The sequence below is a fragment of the Steroidobacter flavus genome (assembly GCF_042651805.1).
Classification (GTDB): Bacteria; Pseudomonadota; Gammaproteobacteria; order Steroidobacterales; family Steroidobacteraceae; genus Steroidobacter; species Steroidobacter flavus.
Genome location: NZ_JBHSDU010000003.1, coordinates 3,304,425 through 3,322,573, shown reverse-complemented (window position 1 = coordinate 3,322,573; position 18,149 = coordinate 3,304,425). Strand labels below are relative to the sequence as shown.

17 protein-coding genes are annotated in these 18,149 nt (G+C 61.0%); 6 read left to right on the top strand and 11 right to left on the bottom strand.

The window, feature by feature from the left end; all coding sequences use genetic code 11:
- The first annotated feature begins 18 nt into the window (after positions 1-18).
- Positions 19-2,397, top strand: a complete 2,379-nt coding sequence (bamA, locus tag ACFPN2_RS20115) for an outer membrane protein assembly factor BamA (RefSeq protein WP_380599737.1) — start codon at positions 19-21, stop codon at positions 2,395-2,397.
- Between the two features lie 10 nt (positions 2,398-2,407).
- Positions 2,408-3,838, top strand: coding sequence for a DUF4397 domain-containing protein (locus ACFPN2_RS20110; RefSeq protein ID WP_380599735.1), 1,431 nt, complete (start codon positions 2,408-2,410; stop codon positions 3,836-3,838).
- Here ACFPN2_RS20110 and ACFPN2_RS20105 read toward each other — a convergent pair.
- On the bottom strand, positions 3,832-4,692 hold the full coding sequence (locus ACFPN2_RS20105) for a hypothetical protein (RefSeq protein ID WP_380599733.1): 861 nt from the start codon (positions 4,690-4,692) through the stop codon (positions 3,832-3,834). The two genes, ACFPN2_RS20110 and ACFPN2_RS20105, sit on opposite strands and share 7 nt — an antisense overlap.
- A gap of 57 nt (positions 4,693-4,749) precedes the next feature.
- Here ACFPN2_RS20105 and ACFPN2_RS20100 point away from each other — a divergent pair, with 57 nt between their 5' ends.
- Positions 4,750-5,109, top strand: coding sequence for a phage holin family protein (locus ACFPN2_RS20100; protein ID WP_380599731.1), 360 nt, complete (start codon positions 4,750-4,752; stop codon positions 5,107-5,109).
- A 150-nt stretch (positions 5,110-5,259) separates the two neighbouring features.
- Complete coding sequence (locus ACFPN2_RS20095; RefSeq protein ID WP_380599729.1) at positions 5,260-5,664, top strand: nuclear transport factor 2 family protein; 405 nt, start codon at positions 5,260-5,262, stop codon at positions 5,662-5,664.
- Positions 5,665-5,712: 48 nt separating this feature from the next.
- On the opposite strand, the gene ACFPN2_RS20090 is transcribed toward ACFPN2_RS20095, so the two are convergent.
- Complete coding sequence (locus ACFPN2_RS20090) at positions 5,713-6,273, bottom strand: hypothetical protein (RefSeq protein ID WP_380599727.1); 561 nt, start codon at positions 6,271-6,273, stop codon at positions 5,713-5,715.
- Between the two features lie 161 nt (positions 6,274-6,434).
- On the opposite strand from ACFPN2_RS20090, the gene ACFPN2_RS20085 reads away from it, so the two are divergent.
- On the top strand, positions 6,435-7,724 hold the full coding sequence (locus tag ACFPN2_RS20085) for an alpha/beta fold hydrolase (RefSeq protein WP_380599725.1): 1,290 nt from the start codon (positions 6,435-6,437) through the stop codon (positions 7,722-7,724).
- Here the strand turns inward: ACFPN2_RS20085 and ACFPN2_RS20080 are convergent.
- Positions 7,627-8,067 (bottom strand): hypothetical protein, encoded by a 441-nt coding sequence (locus ACFPN2_RS20080; RefSeq protein ID WP_380599723.1) that lies wholly within the window; start codon positions 8,065-8,067, stop codon positions 7,627-7,629. The genes ACFPN2_RS20085 and ACFPN2_RS20080 overlap by 98 nt on opposite strands.
- A gap of 185 nt (positions 8,068-8,252) precedes the next feature.
- On the opposite strand from ACFPN2_RS20080, the gene chrA reads away from it, so the two are divergent.
- Complete coding sequence (chrA, locus tag ACFPN2_RS20075; protein WP_380599720.1) at positions 8,253-9,485, top strand: chromate efflux transporter; 1,233 nt, start codon at positions 8,253-8,255, stop codon at positions 9,483-9,485.
- 5 nt (positions 9,486-9,490) lie between these two features.
- On the opposite strand, the gene ACFPN2_RS20070 is transcribed toward chrA, so the two are convergent.
- The 8 genes from ACFPN2_RS20070 to ACFPN2_RS20035 form a co-directional block, all read right to left on the bottom strand.
- A complete protein-coding gene (locus ACFPN2_RS20070) occupies positions 9,491-10,996 on the bottom strand; it encodes an alpha/beta hydrolase family protein (RefSeq protein ID WP_380599718.1) in 1,506 nt (501 codons plus the stop codon).
- 96 nt (positions 10,997-11,092) lie between these two features.
- A complete protein-coding gene (locus ACFPN2_RS20065; protein ID WP_380599716.1) occupies positions 11,093-13,519 on the bottom strand; it encodes an FG-GAP repeat domain-containing protein in 2,427 nt (808 codons plus the stop codon).
- A gap of 58 nt (positions 13,520-13,577) precedes the next feature.
- Positions 13,578-14,126: a cysteine hydrolase family protein gene (locus tag ACFPN2_RS20060; RefSeq protein ID WP_380599714.1), complete on the bottom strand. Its 549-nt coding sequence runs from the start codon at positions 14,124-14,126 to the stop codon at positions 13,578-13,580.
- 25 nt (positions 14,127-14,151) lie between these two features.
- A complete protein-coding gene (locus ACFPN2_RS20055; protein ID WP_380599712.1) occupies positions 14,152-14,427 on the bottom strand; it encodes a DUF167 domain-containing protein in 276 nt (91 codons plus the stop codon).
- A 6-nt stretch (positions 14,428-14,433) separates the two neighbouring features.
- A complete protein-coding gene (locus ACFPN2_RS20050; protein ID WP_380599710.1) occupies positions 14,434-15,570 on the bottom strand; it encodes a hypothetical protein in 1,137 nt (378 codons plus the stop codon).
- Positions 15,571-15,623: 53 nt separating this feature from the next.
- The gene (locus ACFPN2_RS20045) at positions 15,624-15,860 is read right to left on the bottom strand and encodes a hypothetical protein (protein ID WP_380599708.1); all 237 of its coding nucleotides are present in this window, start codon (positions 15,858-15,860) and stop codon (positions 15,624-15,626) included.
- 61 nt (positions 15,861-15,921) lie between these two features.
- Positions 15,922-16,233 carry an RNA recognition motif domain-containing protein gene (locus ACFPN2_RS20040; RefSeq protein WP_380599706.1) on the bottom strand — a complete coding sequence of 104 codons (312 nt, stop codon included), beginning with the start codon at positions 16,231-16,233 and terminating at the stop codon, positions 15,922-15,924.
- Between the two features lie 294 nt (positions 16,234-16,527).
- Positions 16,528-18,132 carry an ABC-F family ATPase gene (locus ACFPN2_RS20035; RefSeq protein ID WP_380599704.1) on the bottom strand — a complete coding sequence of 535 codons (1,605 nt, stop codon included), beginning with the start codon at positions 18,130-18,132 and terminating at the stop codon, positions 16,528-16,530.
- Between the last annotated feature and the right edge of the window lie 17 nt (positions 18,133-18,149).

Sequence of the window (18,149 nt, the reverse complement as noted above, 5' to 3'; positions counted from 1 at the left end):
CTGTTCGTCTGCGCCTTAGTGTTAAACCCACTGGTCGCGGAAAAGTTACGCGCGCAAGACATAAGCAGCGCCCCGCCCGCTGCCTTCGTCGTCGGCGAGATTCGCATCGAAGGCTTGCAGCGAATCAGCGAAGGCACGGTCTTCAATTACCTGCCGATCAACATCGGCGACTCCATCGATAGCCGCCGGCTCGGCGAAGCAATCCGGGCGCTGTACGGCACCGGCTTCTTTAAAGACGTGGAGCTGAGGCGCGACGGCGGCGTGTTGATCGTCGCCGTGCTGGAGCGCCCCACCATCGAGAGCTTCGAGGTCAAGGGCAACAAGGACATCAAGACCGAGGACCTGGAGCGCTCGCTCCGGAATGTCGGCCTGGCGGCGGGCAAGACCTTCGATCAGTCGGTGCTCGACGAAGTACGCCAGTACCTCACCGAGCAATACTTCTCGCGCGGCAAGTACGCGGTGAAGATCGATGCACGCGCCGACGAAGCGCCCGGTAACAAGGTGAAAGTCGCGATCGACATCACTGAAGGCAAGCGCGCCCGCATCCAGCAGATCAACGTCACCGGCAATCAAGCCTTCACCGACCAGGAACTGACCGAACCCTTCGAGCTCAGCACGCCCAACTGGCTATCGTGGTATCGCCAGGATGATCGCTACGCGCGCGAAGCCTTGTCCGGCGATATCGAAAAGCTTCGCTCCTATTACATGGATCGCGGCTACGCCGATTTCGCCGTGACCTCATCGCAAGTCGCCATCGCCCCGGACAAGGAGGAGATTTTCATCACCCTCAACGTGCATGAAGGCGAGGTGTATCGGATCTCGCAGGTCCGGCTCAGCGGCGAAATGGTCGTACCCGAATCCGAATTGCGACGTCTGGTGATGATTCAACCGGGCGACTTGTATTCATTGCGGCGGGTCACGCAGTCCACCGAAGCCATGACCCTGCGCCTCGGCCTCGATGGCTACGCGTTCGCCAAGGTCGACGCCGTGCCCCAGATCGACCCCGACACCAAACAGCTGTCGCTCGCGCTGGTAGTGGATCCCGGCCATCGCGTGTACGTCCGGCGCATCAACTTTAACGGCACCACGAGCGTCAACGACGTGGTGTTCCGTCGCGAGATGCGTCAGCTCGAAGGCTCGTATCTATCGAACGCCGCAGTCGAGCGCTCCAAGCAGCGCATTCAACGCCTGCCTTTCATTCAGAAGGTGGACGCGGAGACGACGCCCGTGCCCGGCACGCCGGACCTGGTGGACGTGGATTTCAAGATCGAGGAAGGCCTGCCCGGTCAGTTCGGCGGCGGCATCGGCTACTCGGAATCGCAGTCGTTCATCTTGAACGGCAACATCGTGCATTCCAATTTCCTCGGCACGGGCGAACGCGTCGCGCTCGAGCTCAACTCCGGCAAGTACTCCAAGGCTTACAGTCTCTCGCACACCAATCCGTACCTGACGCTGGACGAGATCGGCCTCACCACAAGTCTGGCTTATCGCAAGGTCACGCAGCTCACCTCCGCGTCCTCGGACTTTTCGACCGAGACCTGGCTGACGGGCATGGACTTCAGCTTCCCGCTCAGCGAATACCAAAGCTTGCGCGTAGGCAGCAGCTGGCAGTCCGCGCAACTCGCGACCACCGTCTACAGCTCGCAGCAGTTCCAGGATTGGGTGCAAGTCAACGGCTCGCCGTACGAGAAAGAGTCGGGCGGCTACACGATTCTCGGCACCAAGTACAACGTGTTCGAGATCAATCTCGGCTGGGGCTACGACAGCCGCGATCGATTGATCTTCCCGACCCGTGGCGCGAGCCATCAGCTGGCGTTGAGCGCCACACCGCCGGGCAGCGACATCGAGTACTACCTCGCCAGCTACAACTTCAAGCAGTTCATCCACCTTCCCTATCTGGACTGGATGCCACTCAGCATCAGCTCGCGCGTCAGCTACGGCGCGGCGTTCGGCGATACGACCGCGTTACCGCCACAACGAAACTTTTTCGTCGGCGGGCCCGGCTCGGTGCGCGGCTTCAAAGAATCGTATCTCGGCCCACGCGACTCGCTGGGCAATCCCTACGGCGGCGACTTCGCAATCACCGGACAAGTCGAAGCCATCCTGCCCATGCCCGAGAAATTCAGAAACAGCGCCCGCGTCACGTTGTTTTATGACTTCGGCCAGGTCGCCTATCTCGGCGACACGAAGTTCACCGATAAGGGCGGCTTCCCGACCGAGTACGACTTCGACTGGAACCATTTCCGCACCTCTGTCGGCGTCGGCGTGGAATGGCTCGCGCCGCTGGGCCTGTTCCGATTCAGTTATGCGGTGCCCCTCACTTACCGCAGGAGCACGGAGTTGAACTATGGCGATGAGCTCGAAGGCTTCCAGTTCTCGATTGGCAATGCATTCTAAGGGGCACGCGATGCGAACCTGGACCCGAGCTGTCGGCGCTGTGGCGCTGTTGGCATTGCTCGCGGCTTGCAGTAACGATTCGTTGAACGAAGATGAGACGACGTTTCATCTGCGCTCGCTGAATCTGGTCGAGGACTCGCCCTCGCTGCAAATCGACGTCGACGACACGACTGTCTCGAGCGCCGGCTTTGGCGGCGCTACCAGCTTTTCCGCGGGTCATCCAGGTCAGCACACGCTTAGTTTCAGCGCGATCCTGCCGGCGGACCTCGACGACGACGATGACGACGACGAGACCGAGACGCCGGTGAGCGGCGCCTCGGCCTACACCTTCCTCGCCGGGACGGAATACACCATCGTGGCCTACGGTCGCCTCGATGACATCCACACCTACATGATCGAAGGCCTGGATCAGCGTGACGATGTCGCCGACGACAAGCTCGTTCTGCAATTCACTCACGCATCGCCCGACACGCCGGCCGTCGATGTTTATGTCACGGCATCGAAGGCCGGGCTCGCCTCGAGGTATTACGTCGACACGCTCTCGATCACCGAGACCACGACGCCACTGGAGCTGTCACTCGTTCGGGACAGCGACGATCTGGATGACGACTCGACGCTCTCGGCCAACGTGGTCGTGGAGTTGATGGCCGCGGGCACGAGCAATGTTTTGTATCGCTCCGAGTCCATGACATTCACGGAACAGAGTCGGATCATGATGGCGATCGCCGATACCCACGGGCCGACCTCGATCGCCACCCGACTCCTGATCGTCGGCAGTGGCGAGCAACGCGACGCCCGCGACGGTGCCGGCCTCAAATTCGTGCACATCTCGCACGACACGCCGGCGCTGGATATCACGGTGGGCTCCGGGCTCGCCGATCCGCTGGCACAAAACATTGGCTTCCGGCAGTCGACCGACTACGTGCCTATCGACAAGGGCGAGAACGGCATGATCGCTGTGCCCGCGGGCGCCGGCTCGCCGTATGTCTTCTTCGAAGAATTCACCGCCGCTGTCGGGGCGCATTACACGGCGTACGCGATGGGACCGGCGTCTGTTGTCGATGCGGTCGTGCTCTCCGCTGACGCCCGCAGCGTACCGACGCAGGCCAGCTTTCGATTTCTGCATGGCGCGGGCAGTCTCGAAGATTCCGAGCTGCTGGATTTGTATCTGCGCTTACCGGGCGAGACGGTGGACTTCGACGACGACGACACGACACCGAGCGTTTCGTCGCTGGCGTATCAGAACCCCTCCAGTCAGTTCACCCTCAAGGCCGGCGACTACGATGTCTACTTTTACTTCGCGGGCACGTCCACCCTGGTGATGGGACCGACCCGTTTCCACGTCGACAATGGCGACGTGAAAACGCTGGTGTTGACCGATGACGAGAACGGCGGCCTGGAACTGCTACCGGTCGACGATGCGGACCACTCCACTCAATGAACGAAATCGCCCTTGGCCACGCTGTACTTGAGCCCGCCGAACGTTCCATCCGCCGTCAACACCCCGATCTCCCGCCTCAACACCTTTACCCGCTGCGGATAGAGCGCGGCGCCCAGCCCCAGTAACGCATCCAACGGCTTCGGGCTCGCCAGGGCCGAAATGATGGCCGCGCTCTTGGCGTGGCCTTGATGTCGAATATCCGCGATCGCCAGACAGATCGCGGCGGGCGCGCCGTCAAGCCCGTAACGAATGGCGTACTGAGCCATGTTTCGACGGAAGTGAGTGACGCCCACGTCGATCTGCGTCTGACGGTTCAGCGCATCGTTCTGTGCCCAATGCACGAACCTGGCCGCCTGAATCACTTCGGTATCTTCAATCTCCTTGACGGTGGGATTCAGGTAGTCGCACAGTCCGGCGGTCGAGGTATCGGACTCGATCTGCACCGGCCCGGTATCGGTGAGCCGGCACACCCGCTCGCCGACCAGCACCAGATCGGGGAAATATTCCGTGGCGAGCGGTAACTTCAGCAACGCGCGCATGTAAACAACGAAATCACCGTTGGGAACATGGGCCCCGAATTGCAGAAAGGAGAACGTGAAGAACGCGCGGTCGTAGGTGTTCAGGGTATGAAACAACGCGCCCTCCGCCATCGCGGTCGGGTGAATGAAATCCGCCCAGAAGCCGTAACGTTCGCGGAATTGCTTACGATCGTATTTTTGCTGGACGGTCCCGGTGCTGTTGGCGAGCCCTTTGCCGTCCTGATAGGGAACGCGGCTGCCGATGTAAAAACGCCTGCCGTCGATTCGTCCGAAATACTTATTGCCTTCTTCCAAGGAGAAGCTGACAACTTTCATCGTTACCATCCCTGTGTTTTGTTGTGGCGGCAATGATATTCGAATGGAGTATGCACCGTGCGACTGATCCTTTCCTGGCTGATTCTGTCCGTGGCGGTCTGGGTCACCAGCGCCCTCCTGCCCGGCTTCCACGTCAAAGGCCCGAAGAGCGCCCTGCTCGTCGCCGCCATCTTCGGCGTGCTCAACTTCCTGCTGGGCTGGCTGCTGTTCGCCATGTTCACCGTCGCCACCCTCGGCATCGCCTGGCTGCTCGCCTTCATCACCCGCTGGATCATCAACGCCATCCTGCTCGTGATCACCGACAAACTGACCGATCACCTGAAGATCGACGGCTTCCGCTGGGCGCTCGGCGGGGCGCTGGTGATGTCGTTGGTGGGAACGCTGGGCGAGTGGATTGTGAATCGCGCGACGCTCTAGCTGCATAGATTGGTGCTTGCGGCGCGTCACGCGTAGCGATATTCGCTAGTTGGCACCTCTGGCCGCCGGGCGTATACAGACCCTACAACTAACCGGTGGCCTGTTGCTTCCATTGGCAACCTGGAGTCACCGCAATCCAGGGGGCCTCACATGAAACGCACTTTCCTTACTATCGGCACGCTTCTGATCCTGTGCGCCGCCAACGCGCACGCTGACGACAAAGCATCGCTCATCGCGCTCGATAAACAGTGGGGCGAAGCCGTCGGCAAAGGAGACAAGACCGCTGCCGCGAAAATCGTCGCCGACAACTCGGTCTCCGTCGACGAACATGGAATGAAGAATAAGCAGCAACAGCTCGACGACATCAAGGCTGCGCCCGCCGGCGAGAAATATGAAGCCGTCGACTATAAAGTGACATTCCTCAATCCGGATACGGCCATCATGACCCACTCCACGAAGGGCACCGACGCCCACTACAGCTTGCACGTGTGGGCGCGGAAAGGTGGGACATGGCAGGTTATTGCGACATCGACGACGCCTGCGACGCGGGAATAGGAAGCCGAAACTGACGGATCGCCTGATGGCTTTCGCCGGGCCGAAGGGTCAGGCGTCTGCCTCCTCGTCCGATTCGCCCGTCGTTTTTGGGTCGCCAACGAGCCATAGATACTGGTCAAAGACCCTTTCCGCGAACCACTCGTGGGACGCAATCTCAGCTATATACGTCTCACCGCGATCTGCGGCTGCGGTGAAGTGGGCGAATTTCGGAAGGTTCTTCAGGGCGTGATGAATGTCCGCCTGTCGAGACCTGTATGCCAGCTTCCAGGCCTGGCTATACGAAGCGTAATTCCTCTTGTCAAACCTCTGCTCTAGAGAAAGAGCGCGGACTGCGCGACTGTCGTAGATGACAAACGGCGTACGTGAGCGCAACCAGAGAAGCTTCGATGCAGCTGACAAGAGATTGTTTGAATCGAGCTCTCTCTCAAACGCACTAGCCAGCTCCGAGACTCGTGTCGGCGCCGTCTTGGGCGTGACGCGCTTGCTGTGATCGACTAAGAGAGAAGCTATCTTTTTCCCGATATCCGGCTTGGCAATGCCCGCGAAGCCTCTAGAGACTTTGAAGTACGCAAGTGCCGAACGCACGGAGTCAGCATCGGGAGTCTGCATGGCCTTGTGATGCCCGATTTCGCTTCGAACCCAATTGTCCAGAGATCGAGCGGCACAGTATGAGAGACTGGGTTTCATGGTGATGGGATGATAGTCCTAAATCGTTGGTGCATGCCCCTTGTCCAAGGACATTCCATGTTGTGGTCCGCTGCTAGACGCACATGAACCGTCGTCAACTGTTAGCCAGCGCCGGCGCGATGTTGGCACAAGCGGCCCTGCCTCGGGCAGCGGTGCGGGGTGAGAGCGCACGCGCGATCAACAAGGATGTTATCTATGGCAACGACACGCTGCCGCCAGGCATCCGGTCGAATAAAGTCGATACGAACACGGGCGTAACGCTTCATACCCTCGAAGCGGGTCGCTCCGGCGCGCCCTGCGTGGTGTTGTTACATGGATTTCCCGAGCTTGCATATACATGGAGGAACCAGCTCCTTCCCCTGGCAGCGGCGGGCTTTCACGTCATCGCTCCCGATTTACGGGGCTACGGTCGGAGCAGCACGCAGACCGTTCGGTACGAGGACGATCTGCTGCCCTATTCCATGCTCAACCGTGTAAGCGACGTTGTTGGATTGGTGCGCGCACTCGGATATGAGACCGTCGCAGCTGTGGTCGGTCACGATTGGGGTGGGCCGACGGCGCAGTGGTGTGCGCGGGTGCGGCCGGACATCTTTCGATCGGTTGTTTCCATGAGCACGCCATTCCTGAAGCCGCCCACACTGCCGCTCGGCGTAGCCAGCGATCGAGCCAACGCTGGGAACGACCTCGATAAGGAACTAGCCGCACTTCCGCGCCCGCGCAAGCACTACTTCACCTATAGCGCGACGCGCGAAGCAAACAACGACATGTGGCATGCGAAGCAAGGGGTCCATGATTTCCTTCGGGCGCTATATCACTACAAGAGCGCGGATTGGGAAGGAAACAAACCTGTTCCGCTGGCGTCCTGGTCCGCGGCCGAGCTGGCCAAGATGCCGGAGTACTACATCATGGACTTGCACAAGGGCTTCGCCGAAACGATGGCAGCGCAAATGCCCTCCCAACGGCAAATCGCCAACTGCTCATGGATGACGGAAGAAGACCTGCGCGTGTACAGCGCCGAGTTCAGTCGAACCGGCTTTCAGGGCGGGCTCAACTACTACAGGGTTGCAAACGACCCGAGACTCGGGACCGAGTTGAAGGCTTTCTCCGCTCGAACCATCGATGTTCCCGCCTGCTACATCGGAGGAGACCGCGACTGGGCGACATATCAGTCACCTGGCGCGTTTGAAAGCATGCGAAGCGTTTGTAGCCAGTCGCTGTCCATACGCTTCATAAAACAAGCGGGTCATTCGCTGGCAGAGGAACGGCCGCAACAGGTCAACGAGGCACTACTGGAGTTTCTTGCAAGAGCACCCGCCGCCTCGCACTCCCCTTCACCAACGCATACTCCCGATCCGCCAACGTCCCGCCCATGAACTCACGCAGCGTCGGCCCCATGATTCGTGGGCGCGACTTGAAAAGGAACTCCAGCACCTCGTGAACCCAGACGCGCCGGCCGATGCGCGTGTACCAGCGCATCGCGTGGCGATAGTCGGAATCGCGATGGAACAGCGTGCGACCCAAAACTTTCGGGCGGGCCTGCATCAGCACTTCGATCGTCTTGAACCACAGGAACACCCGCCAGGAAGGCACGCCGCGCGCACGCAGAACCTGATGTTTGTAATCCCAGCGGCGCAAATCGAACTGCAACACCTCCCGGTCCTCGACAGTGGCGTAGAAAGGGGTCCAGCGATGCGGATTGATCAGTGTGATCTTCATGGGTGTCACGAGCGAAGCTGCATCCAGGCAGCGCGAACATGCTCGTCGGACACCGAGTCACGAGCAATGAACGGCCCGTGATCGATTGTGGTCAATTGTGGACCGTCGACACGTTCCGCGGCAACGTCCACTGTCAAATTTCAGCTATGATTCCCAAAGCACCATAGAGATCGCGCGACAACTGAATGACAAGCCCCAACGCTTCCAACGAAGCGGACGTTACAGGCCGCGCAGCCGCCCGCCGGTCCGAGGTCTTCAAAACATTCTTGAAGCTGGGCCTGACATCATTCGGCGGGCCCATCGCGCATCTCGGTTACTTTCATCGCGAGATCGTCACAAAGCGCCGCTGGGTCGATGAGGCGCAGTACGCGCAGCTGGTCGCGTTGGGTCAGTTCCTGCCGGGCCCGGCCAGCAGTCAGGTCGGCTTTTCTCTTGGCCTACTGCGCGCGGGATGGATAGGCGGGCTCGCGGCGTTCGTGGCATTCACACTGCCGTCAGTGCTGTTGTTGCTCGCATTTGCGCGGGCCATACCGCTACTCCACGAACCGTATGGTCAAGCGGCGATCCATGGCCTGAAACTTCTTGCGGTCGCGGTCGTCGCGCAAGGTGTGCTGACGATGGCGCAGCGATTGACACCCGACTTGCAACGCAGGCTCATCGCAGTCGCAGGGGCGGCCGTGGCGATCATCGGCAGCACCTCCATCCTTCAGCTGATCGTGATCGTCGGCGGCGCCGTGGCGGGCGTGCTGTTTTGTCGCGGCTCGAGCGGAGCCGACGGCGCGAGCCTGCAGCCGGGCTATGGGCCGCGTACCGGCATGATCCTGATCGTCGTGTGCGCGGCACTCCTTGTGATATCGCTCGTTCTGCCCGCCGATGTATCACCGCTCGCGTCGATCGCCGCTGCCTTTTATCGAACCGGCGCGCTCGTTTTCGGTGGCGGTCATGTCGTGTTGCCGTTGTTACAAGAAGCGGTGGTCGATCCGGGCTGGGTCAATTCCGAAGACTTTCTCGCAGGCTATGGGGCCGCCCAAGCGGTGCCGGGGCCGATGTTCTCGCTCGCTGCTTTCTTAGGCGCACGCATCGAGCAGGTCGATGATCTGCTGGGCGCAACGGTGAGTCTGCTCGCTATCTTTTTGCCTGGCCTGCTGTTGATGGCGGGCATGCTCCCCTTCTGGCACGCCATCGGTCGAACGCCCCGAGCGGCCAACGCAATCGCGGGCGTCAACGCCGCCGTGGTCGGCCTTCTGGCGGCCGCGCTCTACAACCCCGTTTGGACCAGCGCCGTACATGAGTGGACTGACATTGCGATCGCGGCGCTGGCATTTGTGGTACTGACTGCCACGCGTACACCGGTTCTTGCCGTGGTAGCAGGCTGCGTAGTTGCCTCGATGGCGCGACTCGCACTGAGCTCGATGTAACGAACTCAGAACCCATCGAAGAACGATTTGCTCGCTTGAAGACAGAACGCCGGCACGAGCACATCGTGATAATCCTCGACGACCGCGGAGCGGCCCTCGATCCATCGCATCAGTGACTTCGTTTCGGCGAATTTCTTTCTCAGGTGCTTGTAGGGACCGTCGTGCGAGGGCGGCGCATCGATGTCGAGCACAGTGACCGGGCTTTCCGGCGCAGTGACAGCCCAGTAGCCTTGCATCAGCTGCGTATTGAGATAAAACACCACGGGGTCTTCGTCACCGGCGCACAGAAGCGTCGGTGCCACCGGCGCCCAATTTCTCAGATCGTTCTGCTTCAACGCCTGTCGTAACAAATTCGCCGGAGCATCGGGCGGCAACCCCGTCGTCGTGTTCGGATAACCGCCGTCCGGTGCGGAGAACGCATCCTGCAGATAGCTCAGCCGATAATCATTTGTAATCAGATTGTCCGTCCCGAACCCCTGCGCAAACACCGAAGCTAGTTTTCCAGGCGCGGCCGCCGGAGTCATCCAGGCAAGCTCGGGCAGCGGCGGCGTGCTGCTGAAGACCGCGCTGGCAGGAATCAATCCCTCGGCAACGAGCGTGCCGGTGCCGATCATGCCCGGCAGTAGCGTCGCGGCCGACGCGTACTTCGCCTCGAACATGGCCACGCCGCTCGAATCGATGTTCCCATACGCATGCTGGTAGCTCGACCCCAGCATCAAGATCTCCTCCACCGCGCCTCTGCCGACCTGCCCCATGAACATGGCATCGGAGAACGCCACGAGTGCGTACGGCCCCGACATGGGCGCGGAGGCAGTCACAGGAATCCCCGCCGCTTCCAGCGCGCGATGTGTGGCCATCGCGACATAGCCGCCTTCGGAGTAGCCGGTAATAAATAATTTCTGATTGTCGGCAACACTCGTCGACGGCAACGCGACGCGCGCGGCGGCCAGCGCGTCCATCATGTCGGCGGCCTGCTGATCCGCGTTCATGAACGGGTGATAGCCCAGCGTGGATGTATCGTAGCCGGCGTAGTTCGGCGCAACCACGATGTAGCCATCGCCCGCCAGCGCCAGCGCGACGATCAAGCCTTCATAGTTGCTCCCCGACAGATCCGCCATGTTGAAGAATGTGAGATTTCTCTTTCCATGGGCGTACAACACAATCGGTCGCGGGCTCACGCACGCCGCATCCGAGCCCGCTGGAACCATCAGTGCAGCCGAAGCTGTCGTCGGCTCACCCTGCCCGCCGACCGTTCCGTATCGCAACTGATACACGACGACCGAGCACCGCGGTGAAAACGTCCACCGCAGCAGCCAACGTGAGACCGTCCCGTCGGTAATGTGGGAGATCAGATCGGAGGGCGAGTAGAACCCGAGCTGCGGCGGCGGGTTCTCCAGAAGCTGTCCGCGCTCGGGTACACCTGGTGTGGTCTGCGCGAAGCTGTCGCCGACGTGCGCAGCGCTCGCAAACAAAACTACAACGATCAGCAGCGGCCAGGTCCGAGGGAGCATTGTTTTTCCCTCTCGTTCGATCCCTCGGACTTCGCCAGAACAGGCCCTCTATTGCCAATACGTAGATGGTGGGCGTGACATCGGCGGCGCTACAACTCAGCGAGTGTGATACATGCCGAGGTAGGCGCCGTAAACGATCTCGTCGACGCCGTCGCCATCGACATCCGCGAAGTACAAGCTGTTTCGCGACACCAATCCCATCTTCGGTGAGCGCCAGACAATTTTGCCGTTCACTGGATCGAGAGCCACCAATCGCGCTCTCCAGTCATTATTGGCGAGCAACAGGTTCTTGCGCGCGAAAGCTGACTTCTCCACGAACAGCGCGGTGCCGCCGACGCTGAGATTCACCTGTCGCTTTTCTTGGAGCGTCGGATCGAGGACTTGCAGCTGCGATGTTCTCAGCACGTAGATCTCCGGAGTGGAGTCGCCGTCCAGATCCGCGACCGCGATATCGGAGATCTCGGCGGTTTGCCCGCTGCTGGCGCGTTCGACGTAAGCCGTTCCGGTCGAGGCCCGGCCAAAGATGACGACGCGGTTCGACAGCGCTACGACGATCTCCTGATTGCCATCGTTGTCGAGGTCGCTGATCGCCAGATTAATGCCTTGGCCAGGACCGCCCGCGCTACGCCAGAGCTGGGTCTGCGCATGGACGTCATCGATTTCGACCTGGCCGAGGCCGTTCAGCCCGATCAGATCGGCGTAGCCATCGTTGTTCATATCAGCTTGCTTCACCGCGACGGCGGTCGCCGCCGTCGACCAGCCCGGCGCCTGCCACTCGATGGAGCTCGCGGCAAAGTCGTACGCATTGAAACGATCGCTACCGAAGAACACTTCGTCGATGTTGTCGTGATCGTAATCCGCGACGGCGATTGCCTGAGTTCCCCGCGGGTTCACTCCCAGGTCAGCAGTGATTTCCACCTCGCCGGTCATGGGCGTCAACGCGAGGATTCGCGTGCTGTCGGCACGATCGGCATGGGGCGACAGAAACATCAGGCGTGTCGCGCCAGCCCCGATACGCGCCGGCGCGCCGCCGAGGTACGTCAGGGTCTCGGTGATGGCGCTGCTTTGCCATTTCACACTGATCGCAGGTGTGAAGCCCGCGATGACGATCTGATCTCGACCGTCGCTGGATTCCCCCGCGCCCCACACGATCTCGTTCGTTCCGTCGCCGTCGACATCGCCCACAGCAATGCTGGTGACACCATCTTCCTGAGCATCGAGTTGCCACAGCAGCTCGGGTTGATGAGTCGCCGTGTTGTAACCGATGGCCCTCACAGGATCGCCGCCGGCGGACCCGGCGATCGCTTCGACGTGTCCATCGCCATTGGCATCGGCCACCGTGATGGCGGCGATGTCGATCGTCGACGCGGTGAATTCCCAGGCCACGGATTTATTGACGGCGTCATACGCGCGCACGACACCGGGCGAATATCCGCCGCTGATAATTTCCTCGATGCCGTTGCCGTCCAGGTCGCCGGTATCGATGGCGCGGCCGAACTTCTGGCCATAATTCCATTGGTTGTCGTGCGTCGCTCCGTCGTACACGAAGCCGCCGGCCGTCACGATCTCCAGGGCGGCGTCGCCATCCACATTACCGATGGCCATCGACTCGCCAAACTCCTGTGCCGGCGTGGACCAGAGTTCGGCCAGCGAATCCAGATTCAGTACATAAACCCGCGAACTCAGGCACACCAGCTCCCGAGAGCCGTTGCCGTCGAGATCGGCGATTTCCAGCGCCGTACAACGCAACGGAACAACGGCCGCCTCGCGCCGCTTGACGCCATCGAGACGCATCAGCCGGCCATCCTTGGAAATGTAGATCTCCTGCTTGTGATCGCCGTCGATATCCGCCGAGGTCAGGGCCTGCACCTGGGTCGGCGTGTGCAGGTCGTTATTCATCTCGAACGGATAGGCCCACGACTGGCGATAAGTGCTACCGCTGCGACTGAGCGAATAAATAACCTGGTAGGCGCCGACCAGCAGATCGGTATTGCCGTCGCCATCCAGATCCGCAATTCGCAGGCCGCTGTAGGGAATGGGAATGTGCGGGTTGGACCGGCGCAAGGGATACTCGCGCGTGGCATCGGTCACGGTGATGGTGCCCTCGAGCAGCCCCGAGGCTGAGCTGGAGCCGCGGACGCGCACACCCCAATTGAAATCTGTCACACGATCGAACAACGGACCGTTGGGTGTCCAACTTACGTCACCTTGTTGTGTGACGCTGAAACCGGCGGGGCCATAAGCCACTTCGAACCCGGGAAGAGGATCGCCGTCCGGATCGGTCGCGGTCACCTTGAAGGTGGCGGTAGCGCCGTAGGTCAGGGCCGTCGGTGGCGGAGTCTCGGCCGAAATCACTGCAGGCGAGTCGACGCGGGCAGTACCTCCACCGGTGCTCGGGCTCTGGCTCGTACCCGTGCTAGTGCCGCTCCCGCCCCCATCGCCGCCGCCACCACCGCATCCCGCCAATGGCAACGCGAAGCACAAAGTCACAAAAGCCGCCGCGAACCCGCGCTGTGCACGCATCCGATAGTCCTCAATCCGTAGGTCTAGGCCAATCTACCAAGCATCCGTGCGCGCAACTTTACACCACCTGAACGCGCCCGCCGAATCCAGTATGAAACAAAGCGTCGTGCGCGGCTTGATCTGGGTCATAACAGCAGTCCCGCACCAGACGCACGTCATAACCAGCATCGCTCGCCCATGTGACACTGGAAAGAACAACACCAGTGGTACTGATCCCGGCCATGACGAGCGTGCCGATGCCGCGCGAGCGAAGGTCGGCGTCCAGCGTTGTGCCATGGAAGACGCTGGCTCGCGGGCAAGCATAGAAAACATCGTGCGGCTCGACCGCCAACCCTTTCACCGGCAAGGAGTTACGAAAGTAACCGGTCGGCACGATCGAGGCGATCAGGCGGTTGCTCTGCGAGGCGTGCTCATAATTTTCGCCCAGGAAAAAGTTAGGGAACAACACGGGGCGACCGGTGACGCGCCAGCGCCGGATCAAATTGTTACATCGATCCAGCAGCGGCGACGGTTGCTCGCCGAACAGAATGGTAAATACGTCAGTCTGATAATGCATGACGATCAGAGCCGAGCGATCGAAGGCGACACCGTTGAAATCGAATGACATAACCTCGCCTCAGAATCGTCAACTGTTAAGTGGGAGAGGTCAACGCGCCCGCCAGTTGCTCCGCCGTGACGCCATCGACCTCAACCGTCTTCCGGCGACTGGTCAACCCGGCAGCAATCCTCACGCGTGACTTGGCAACGCCAACCTGATCCGCCACAAATTCAATCAGCGCGGCGTTAGCAGCACCATCCACCGGCGGCGCGGCCAATCTGATTTTCACGCAGCCATCGTGCATGCCCACGACAGCGGTCTTACTCGCCCGCGGCTGGACATATACATTGATGCGCGCTGAATCGGCCATCGACGCTCAGCGCTCCAGCTGTTGCGCCAAGTGGCCGGCGACGCGGCGGGCAACGTCGTCTTCGTAGCGTTCGGCGAAGCCTGCCAGCAGCATACGAGCCGTCTGGCGGTCGCCGCCGTCGCGGGCGAGTTCGATCAGCTTGATGGTGTCTTCGCTCTTGATCGGTCGGAAATTCACATCCGCCTTCAGCTGCATCCTCGCAATCTTCAGCGCATCGCCAGTACGACGCGCCGCTAACAATTGCGGAATGAGCTCCTGGGCCAGACGATGAGCGAGCCGTTGATCCGGCCATTGCGACGCGCGTTGAAACAATGTCTGTAACTCGTCGCCCGGCCGCGCGCTGCTGCTCAAATGTTTCTCGATCGTGCGCCAGGCATTGCCATACGCGCCGCCACGCCACTCAGCGAAGATACGATCGATCAGCAGATCGACCTCGCGTTCGCGCTCGCGCTCCGCCTTCTCCGCCGCCCGTTCAGGCGAATGAGCGGGCTCGAAGCCGAGCTCGGCGCGACGAACGAATAAAACGCCGCCGATCATCGCGAACGACGCCAGCCATGCATACATCAGGATCGCGAGACGCACGATATCGGGAAAGGGAATCGAAATGGAGAACGGCAACTCCGCCGCCGGCAGCCAGGTCACGAGCGCCGTCGCCAGCCACCACGCACCGGCAAGCAAGGCGAGAATCAGCACATAGCTGTCAGGCACACGTACGACGATCCGGAGCAGGCTGATCGGATTCAACGAATCGAAGAAGCCCTCCATCACCTGCATCATGATGATGGCCGGCACGAGCACCAAACCGATCGCTCGAAGCACGGTCACGACCTCATGCCCCACCAGCGGTTGAAGCATGCCGGTGAAGAAATAGAAAGCACTGACGATGGCCAGCAATCCCAACGGTCGCGACTCGTTGGCCGGATTGACCATCTCATATGACAGCACCGGCGGCTCATTCACACCGTCGGCCACCTTATCGAGCAAGGCGAAGCCGTATTTGAAAAACCAGGAGAGCACGAGCAGCGCCAGGGGCAAGCCCATCAGCCCGCCCTTGGCTGCAAGCAACAAGAGCAAGCTGAATACAACGATCAGAACGAGCGCGGCGCCGCGCAGCGGGATCAACAGATACTTGAGCGTTTCCATCGCATGCATGCCACGACTGTAGTCGCGGGCAATCGATGGCGGCAAGCGACGGGTTATTTGTGCTTTTGCTTACCGACGCGGCGTTCGTTCAAGCGCTCGGTCAAGCCGTCGACGTGCTGAGTGACTTCGGTCAGGGTCCCGGCGCGCAGGCCGGTGATCTCGTTATCGCCCTGGGAGATCACATATTTGTGCCACAGCCCTTCGCAGCCGTCCGGCGGAGCGATGGGCGTCACGGAGCTACGCACGAACGGCACTTCGAGCCACGCTTCGGTGGCGCTGGTCGCTTTCATCGCAGCTCCTTACTTCCGTAGAGACGCCCCGCGACGCCATGAGCGTCGCGGGGCACCTGAATTACCAGCGACCGCCGCCGCCACCGCCGCGGTTGCCGCCGTAGCCACCGCCACCGCCGCCACCGCCGCGGGGCTTGTCCTGCGCCTCGTTGACCTTGAGCGGACGGCCGCCCATGTCATGGCCGTTCAAATTCTGGATGGCACGGGCCGCATCGGCACGCGGCATTTCGACGAAGCCGAAGCCGCGGGGGCGGCCGGTCTCGCGGTCCATGATCAGGGCCACGGACTCGACGGTGCCGTGCTGCGCGAACAGGTCGCGGACCGCATTTTCATCGGCGGAAAAGGGCAGATTGCCCACGTAAATCTTGCTCATTGAAACTCCAATACAAAACGCGAACCCGCCGGTATCGAGCCGGCACTCAACGCGCCCTACCCATCCAAAGCAGAACGCCTAAACAGGCCGCAAAAACGGGCTATGCACAACGCATCACCCACCACGGTTCGGCAACGATTCGGTTTAGGTTGAGTTGGTCGCGCCAGGAGCGGCGCCGGCGAAGGCATGGATGAGGAAATCGCCGCGGACCAAGAAAAGATAAAGAGAAAGGTTACGAGCCGCGCCCACTATACACGGCCCGTTCCCCGGTGACGAATATTTTAACGGCCCGGCTCAGGACGTGAGGCCCTGCGAGCGCAGGTATTCGTCATAAGTCCCCTTGAAGTCCACCAGCTTGCCGCCCGGCTGCAACTCGATGATGCGATTGGCGACGCCGCCGACGAACTCGCGATCGTGCGAGACGAACACCACCGTGCCTGGATATTTTTCCACGCCGATCTGCAGCGACTCGATGGTTTCCATGTCCATGTGGTTGGTGGGCTCGTCGAGCAGCAGGACGTTCGGCCGCTGCAGCATCAGCTTGCCGTAGATCATGCGGCCCTTCTCGCCGCCGGACAGCACCTTCACCGACTTGCGGGTCTCCTCGCCGGAGAACAGCAGCCGGCCCAGCGTGGCGCGCACGATCTGATCGTCGTCGCTCTTGCCGCGCCACTCCGTCATCCAGGTGAACAAATCCACTTTGTTGGCAAATTCCGCCGCCGGGTCCTGCGGCATGTAACCGACCTTGGCGCTCTCGACCCAGGTGATCGTGCCTTTGTTCGGTTGCAGCTCGCCGGCCAGCAGGCGCATCAACGTGGTCTTGCCCACGCCGTTCTGACCGATGATGGCGATGCGCTCGCCCGCTTCGACGTTGAAATTCACATTGTTGAGCACCGGCTTGTCCGTGCCGGGATAAGTGAAGCTCAACTCCTCCACCGTCACCGCGTTCCGATACAGCTTTTTTTCCTGCTCGAAACGAATGTACGGATTCTGGCGCGACGACGGCTTGACCTCTTCGATCTTGATCTTTTCGATCTGCCGCTGACGGGACGTCGCCTGACGCGCCTTCGACGCGTTCGCCGAGAAGCGTCGCACGAATTCCTGCAGGTCGGAGATGCGCTCCTTCGCCTTGGCATTCGATGCTTCCACGCGCTCGCGGGCCTGCACGGAGGCAAGCATGAAGTCATCGTAGTTGCCGGGCCAGATTTTCAGCTGGCCGTAGTCGAGATCGGCCATGTGCGTGCACACCTGGTTCAGGAAGTGACGATCGTGGCTGATGATGATCATGGTGGCGTCGTACTGATTCAGCACGCCTTCCAGCCAGCCGATGGAATGGATGTCCAGGTTGTTGGTCGGCTCGTCGAGCAACAACACGTCGGGGCGCGAGAACAGCGCCTGCGCGAGCAACACACGCAGCTTCCAGCCTGGCGCGACCTCGCGCATCGGGCCGTTGTGATAAGACGGGTCGATGCCGGCGTCTTTCAAAATGCTGGCGGCGCGAGCTTCGGCGTCATAACCGCCGTACTCCGCGAATTTCGTTTCGAGCTCGGCGGCGCGCATGTAGTCCGCGTCGGTCGCCTCTGGATTCGCATAGATGCGATCGCGGTCGACCATCGCCTGCCACATTTCCTGGTGGCCCTGCATGACCACGTCGAGCACGCGCTCGTCTTCGTAGGCGAATTGGTCCTGGCGCAGCTTACCGACGCGCAGGCCGTTCATCAGCATCACTTCGCCGGAGCTGGGCTCCAGCTCGCGACCGAGGATTTTCATGAACGTGGACTTGCCGCAGCCGTTCGCGCCGATCAACCCGTAGCGGTTGCCGTCGGTGAACTTGACCGAGACCTGTTCGAACAGCGGCTTGGCGCCGAATTGGATGGAGACGTTGGCGGTTGAGAGCATTGCGCGTGCTTTTGAAT

Coding starts and splice junctions, on each gene's coding strand:
- ACFPN2_RS20110 (WP_380599735.1), top strand. CDS start 2,408: ATGCGAACCTGGACCCGAGCTGTCGGCGCTGTGGCGCTGTTGGCATTG.
- ACFPN2_RS20105 (WP_380599733.1), bottom strand. CDS start 4,692: ATGAAAGTTGTCAGCTTCTCCTTGGAAGAAGGCAATAAGTATTTCGGA.
- ACFPN2_RS20095 (WP_380599729.1), top strand. CDS start 5,260: ATGAAACGCACTTTCCTTACTATCGGCACGCTTCTGATCCTGTGCGCC.
- ACFPN2_RS20090 (WP_380599727.1), bottom strand. CDS start 6,273: ATGCAGACTCCCGATGCTGACTCCGTGCGTTCGGCACTTGCGTACTTC.
- ACFPN2_RS20085 (WP_380599725.1), top strand. CDS start 6,435: ATGAACCGTCGTCAACTGTTAGCCAGCGCCGGCGCGATGTTGGCACAA.
- ACFPN2_RS20080 (WP_380599723.1), bottom strand. CDS start 8,067: ATGAAGATCACACTGATCAATCCGCATCGCTGGACCCCTTTCTACGCC.
- chrA (WP_380599720.1), top strand. CDS start 8,253: ATGACAAGCCCCAACGCTTCCAACGAAGCGGACGTTACAGGCCGCGCA.
- ACFPN2_RS20070 (WP_380599718.1), bottom strand. CDS start 10,996: ATGCTCCCTCGGACCTGGCCGCTGCTGATCGTTGTAGTTTTGTTTGCG.
- ACFPN2_RS20065 (WP_380599716.1), bottom strand. CDS start 13,519: ATGCGTGCACAGCGCGGGTTCGCGGCGGCTTTTGTGACTTTGTGCTTC.
- ACFPN2_RS20060 (WP_380599714.1), bottom strand. CDS start 14,126: ATGTCATTCGATTTCAACGGTGTCGCCTTCGATCGCTCGGCTCTGATC.
- ACFPN2_RS20055 (WP_380599712.1), bottom strand. CDS start 14,427: ATGGCCGATTCAGCGCGCATCAATGTATATGTCCAGCCGCGGGCGAGT.
- ACFPN2_RS20050 (WP_380599710.1), bottom strand. CDS start 15,570: ATGGAAACGCTCAAGTATCTGTTGATCCCGCTGCGCGGCGCCGCGCTC.
- ACFPN2_RS20045 (WP_380599708.1), bottom strand. CDS start 15,860: ATGAAAGCGACCAGCGCCACCGAAGCGTGGCTCGAAGTGCCGTTCGTG.
- ACFPN2_RS20040 (WP_380599706.1), bottom strand. CDS start 16,233: ATGAGCAAGATTTACGTGGGCAATCTGCCCTTTTCCGCCGATGAAAAT.
- ACFPN2_RS20035 (WP_380599704.1), bottom strand. CDS start 18,132: ATGCTCTCAACCGCCAACGTCTCCATCCAATTCGGCGCCAAGCCGCTG.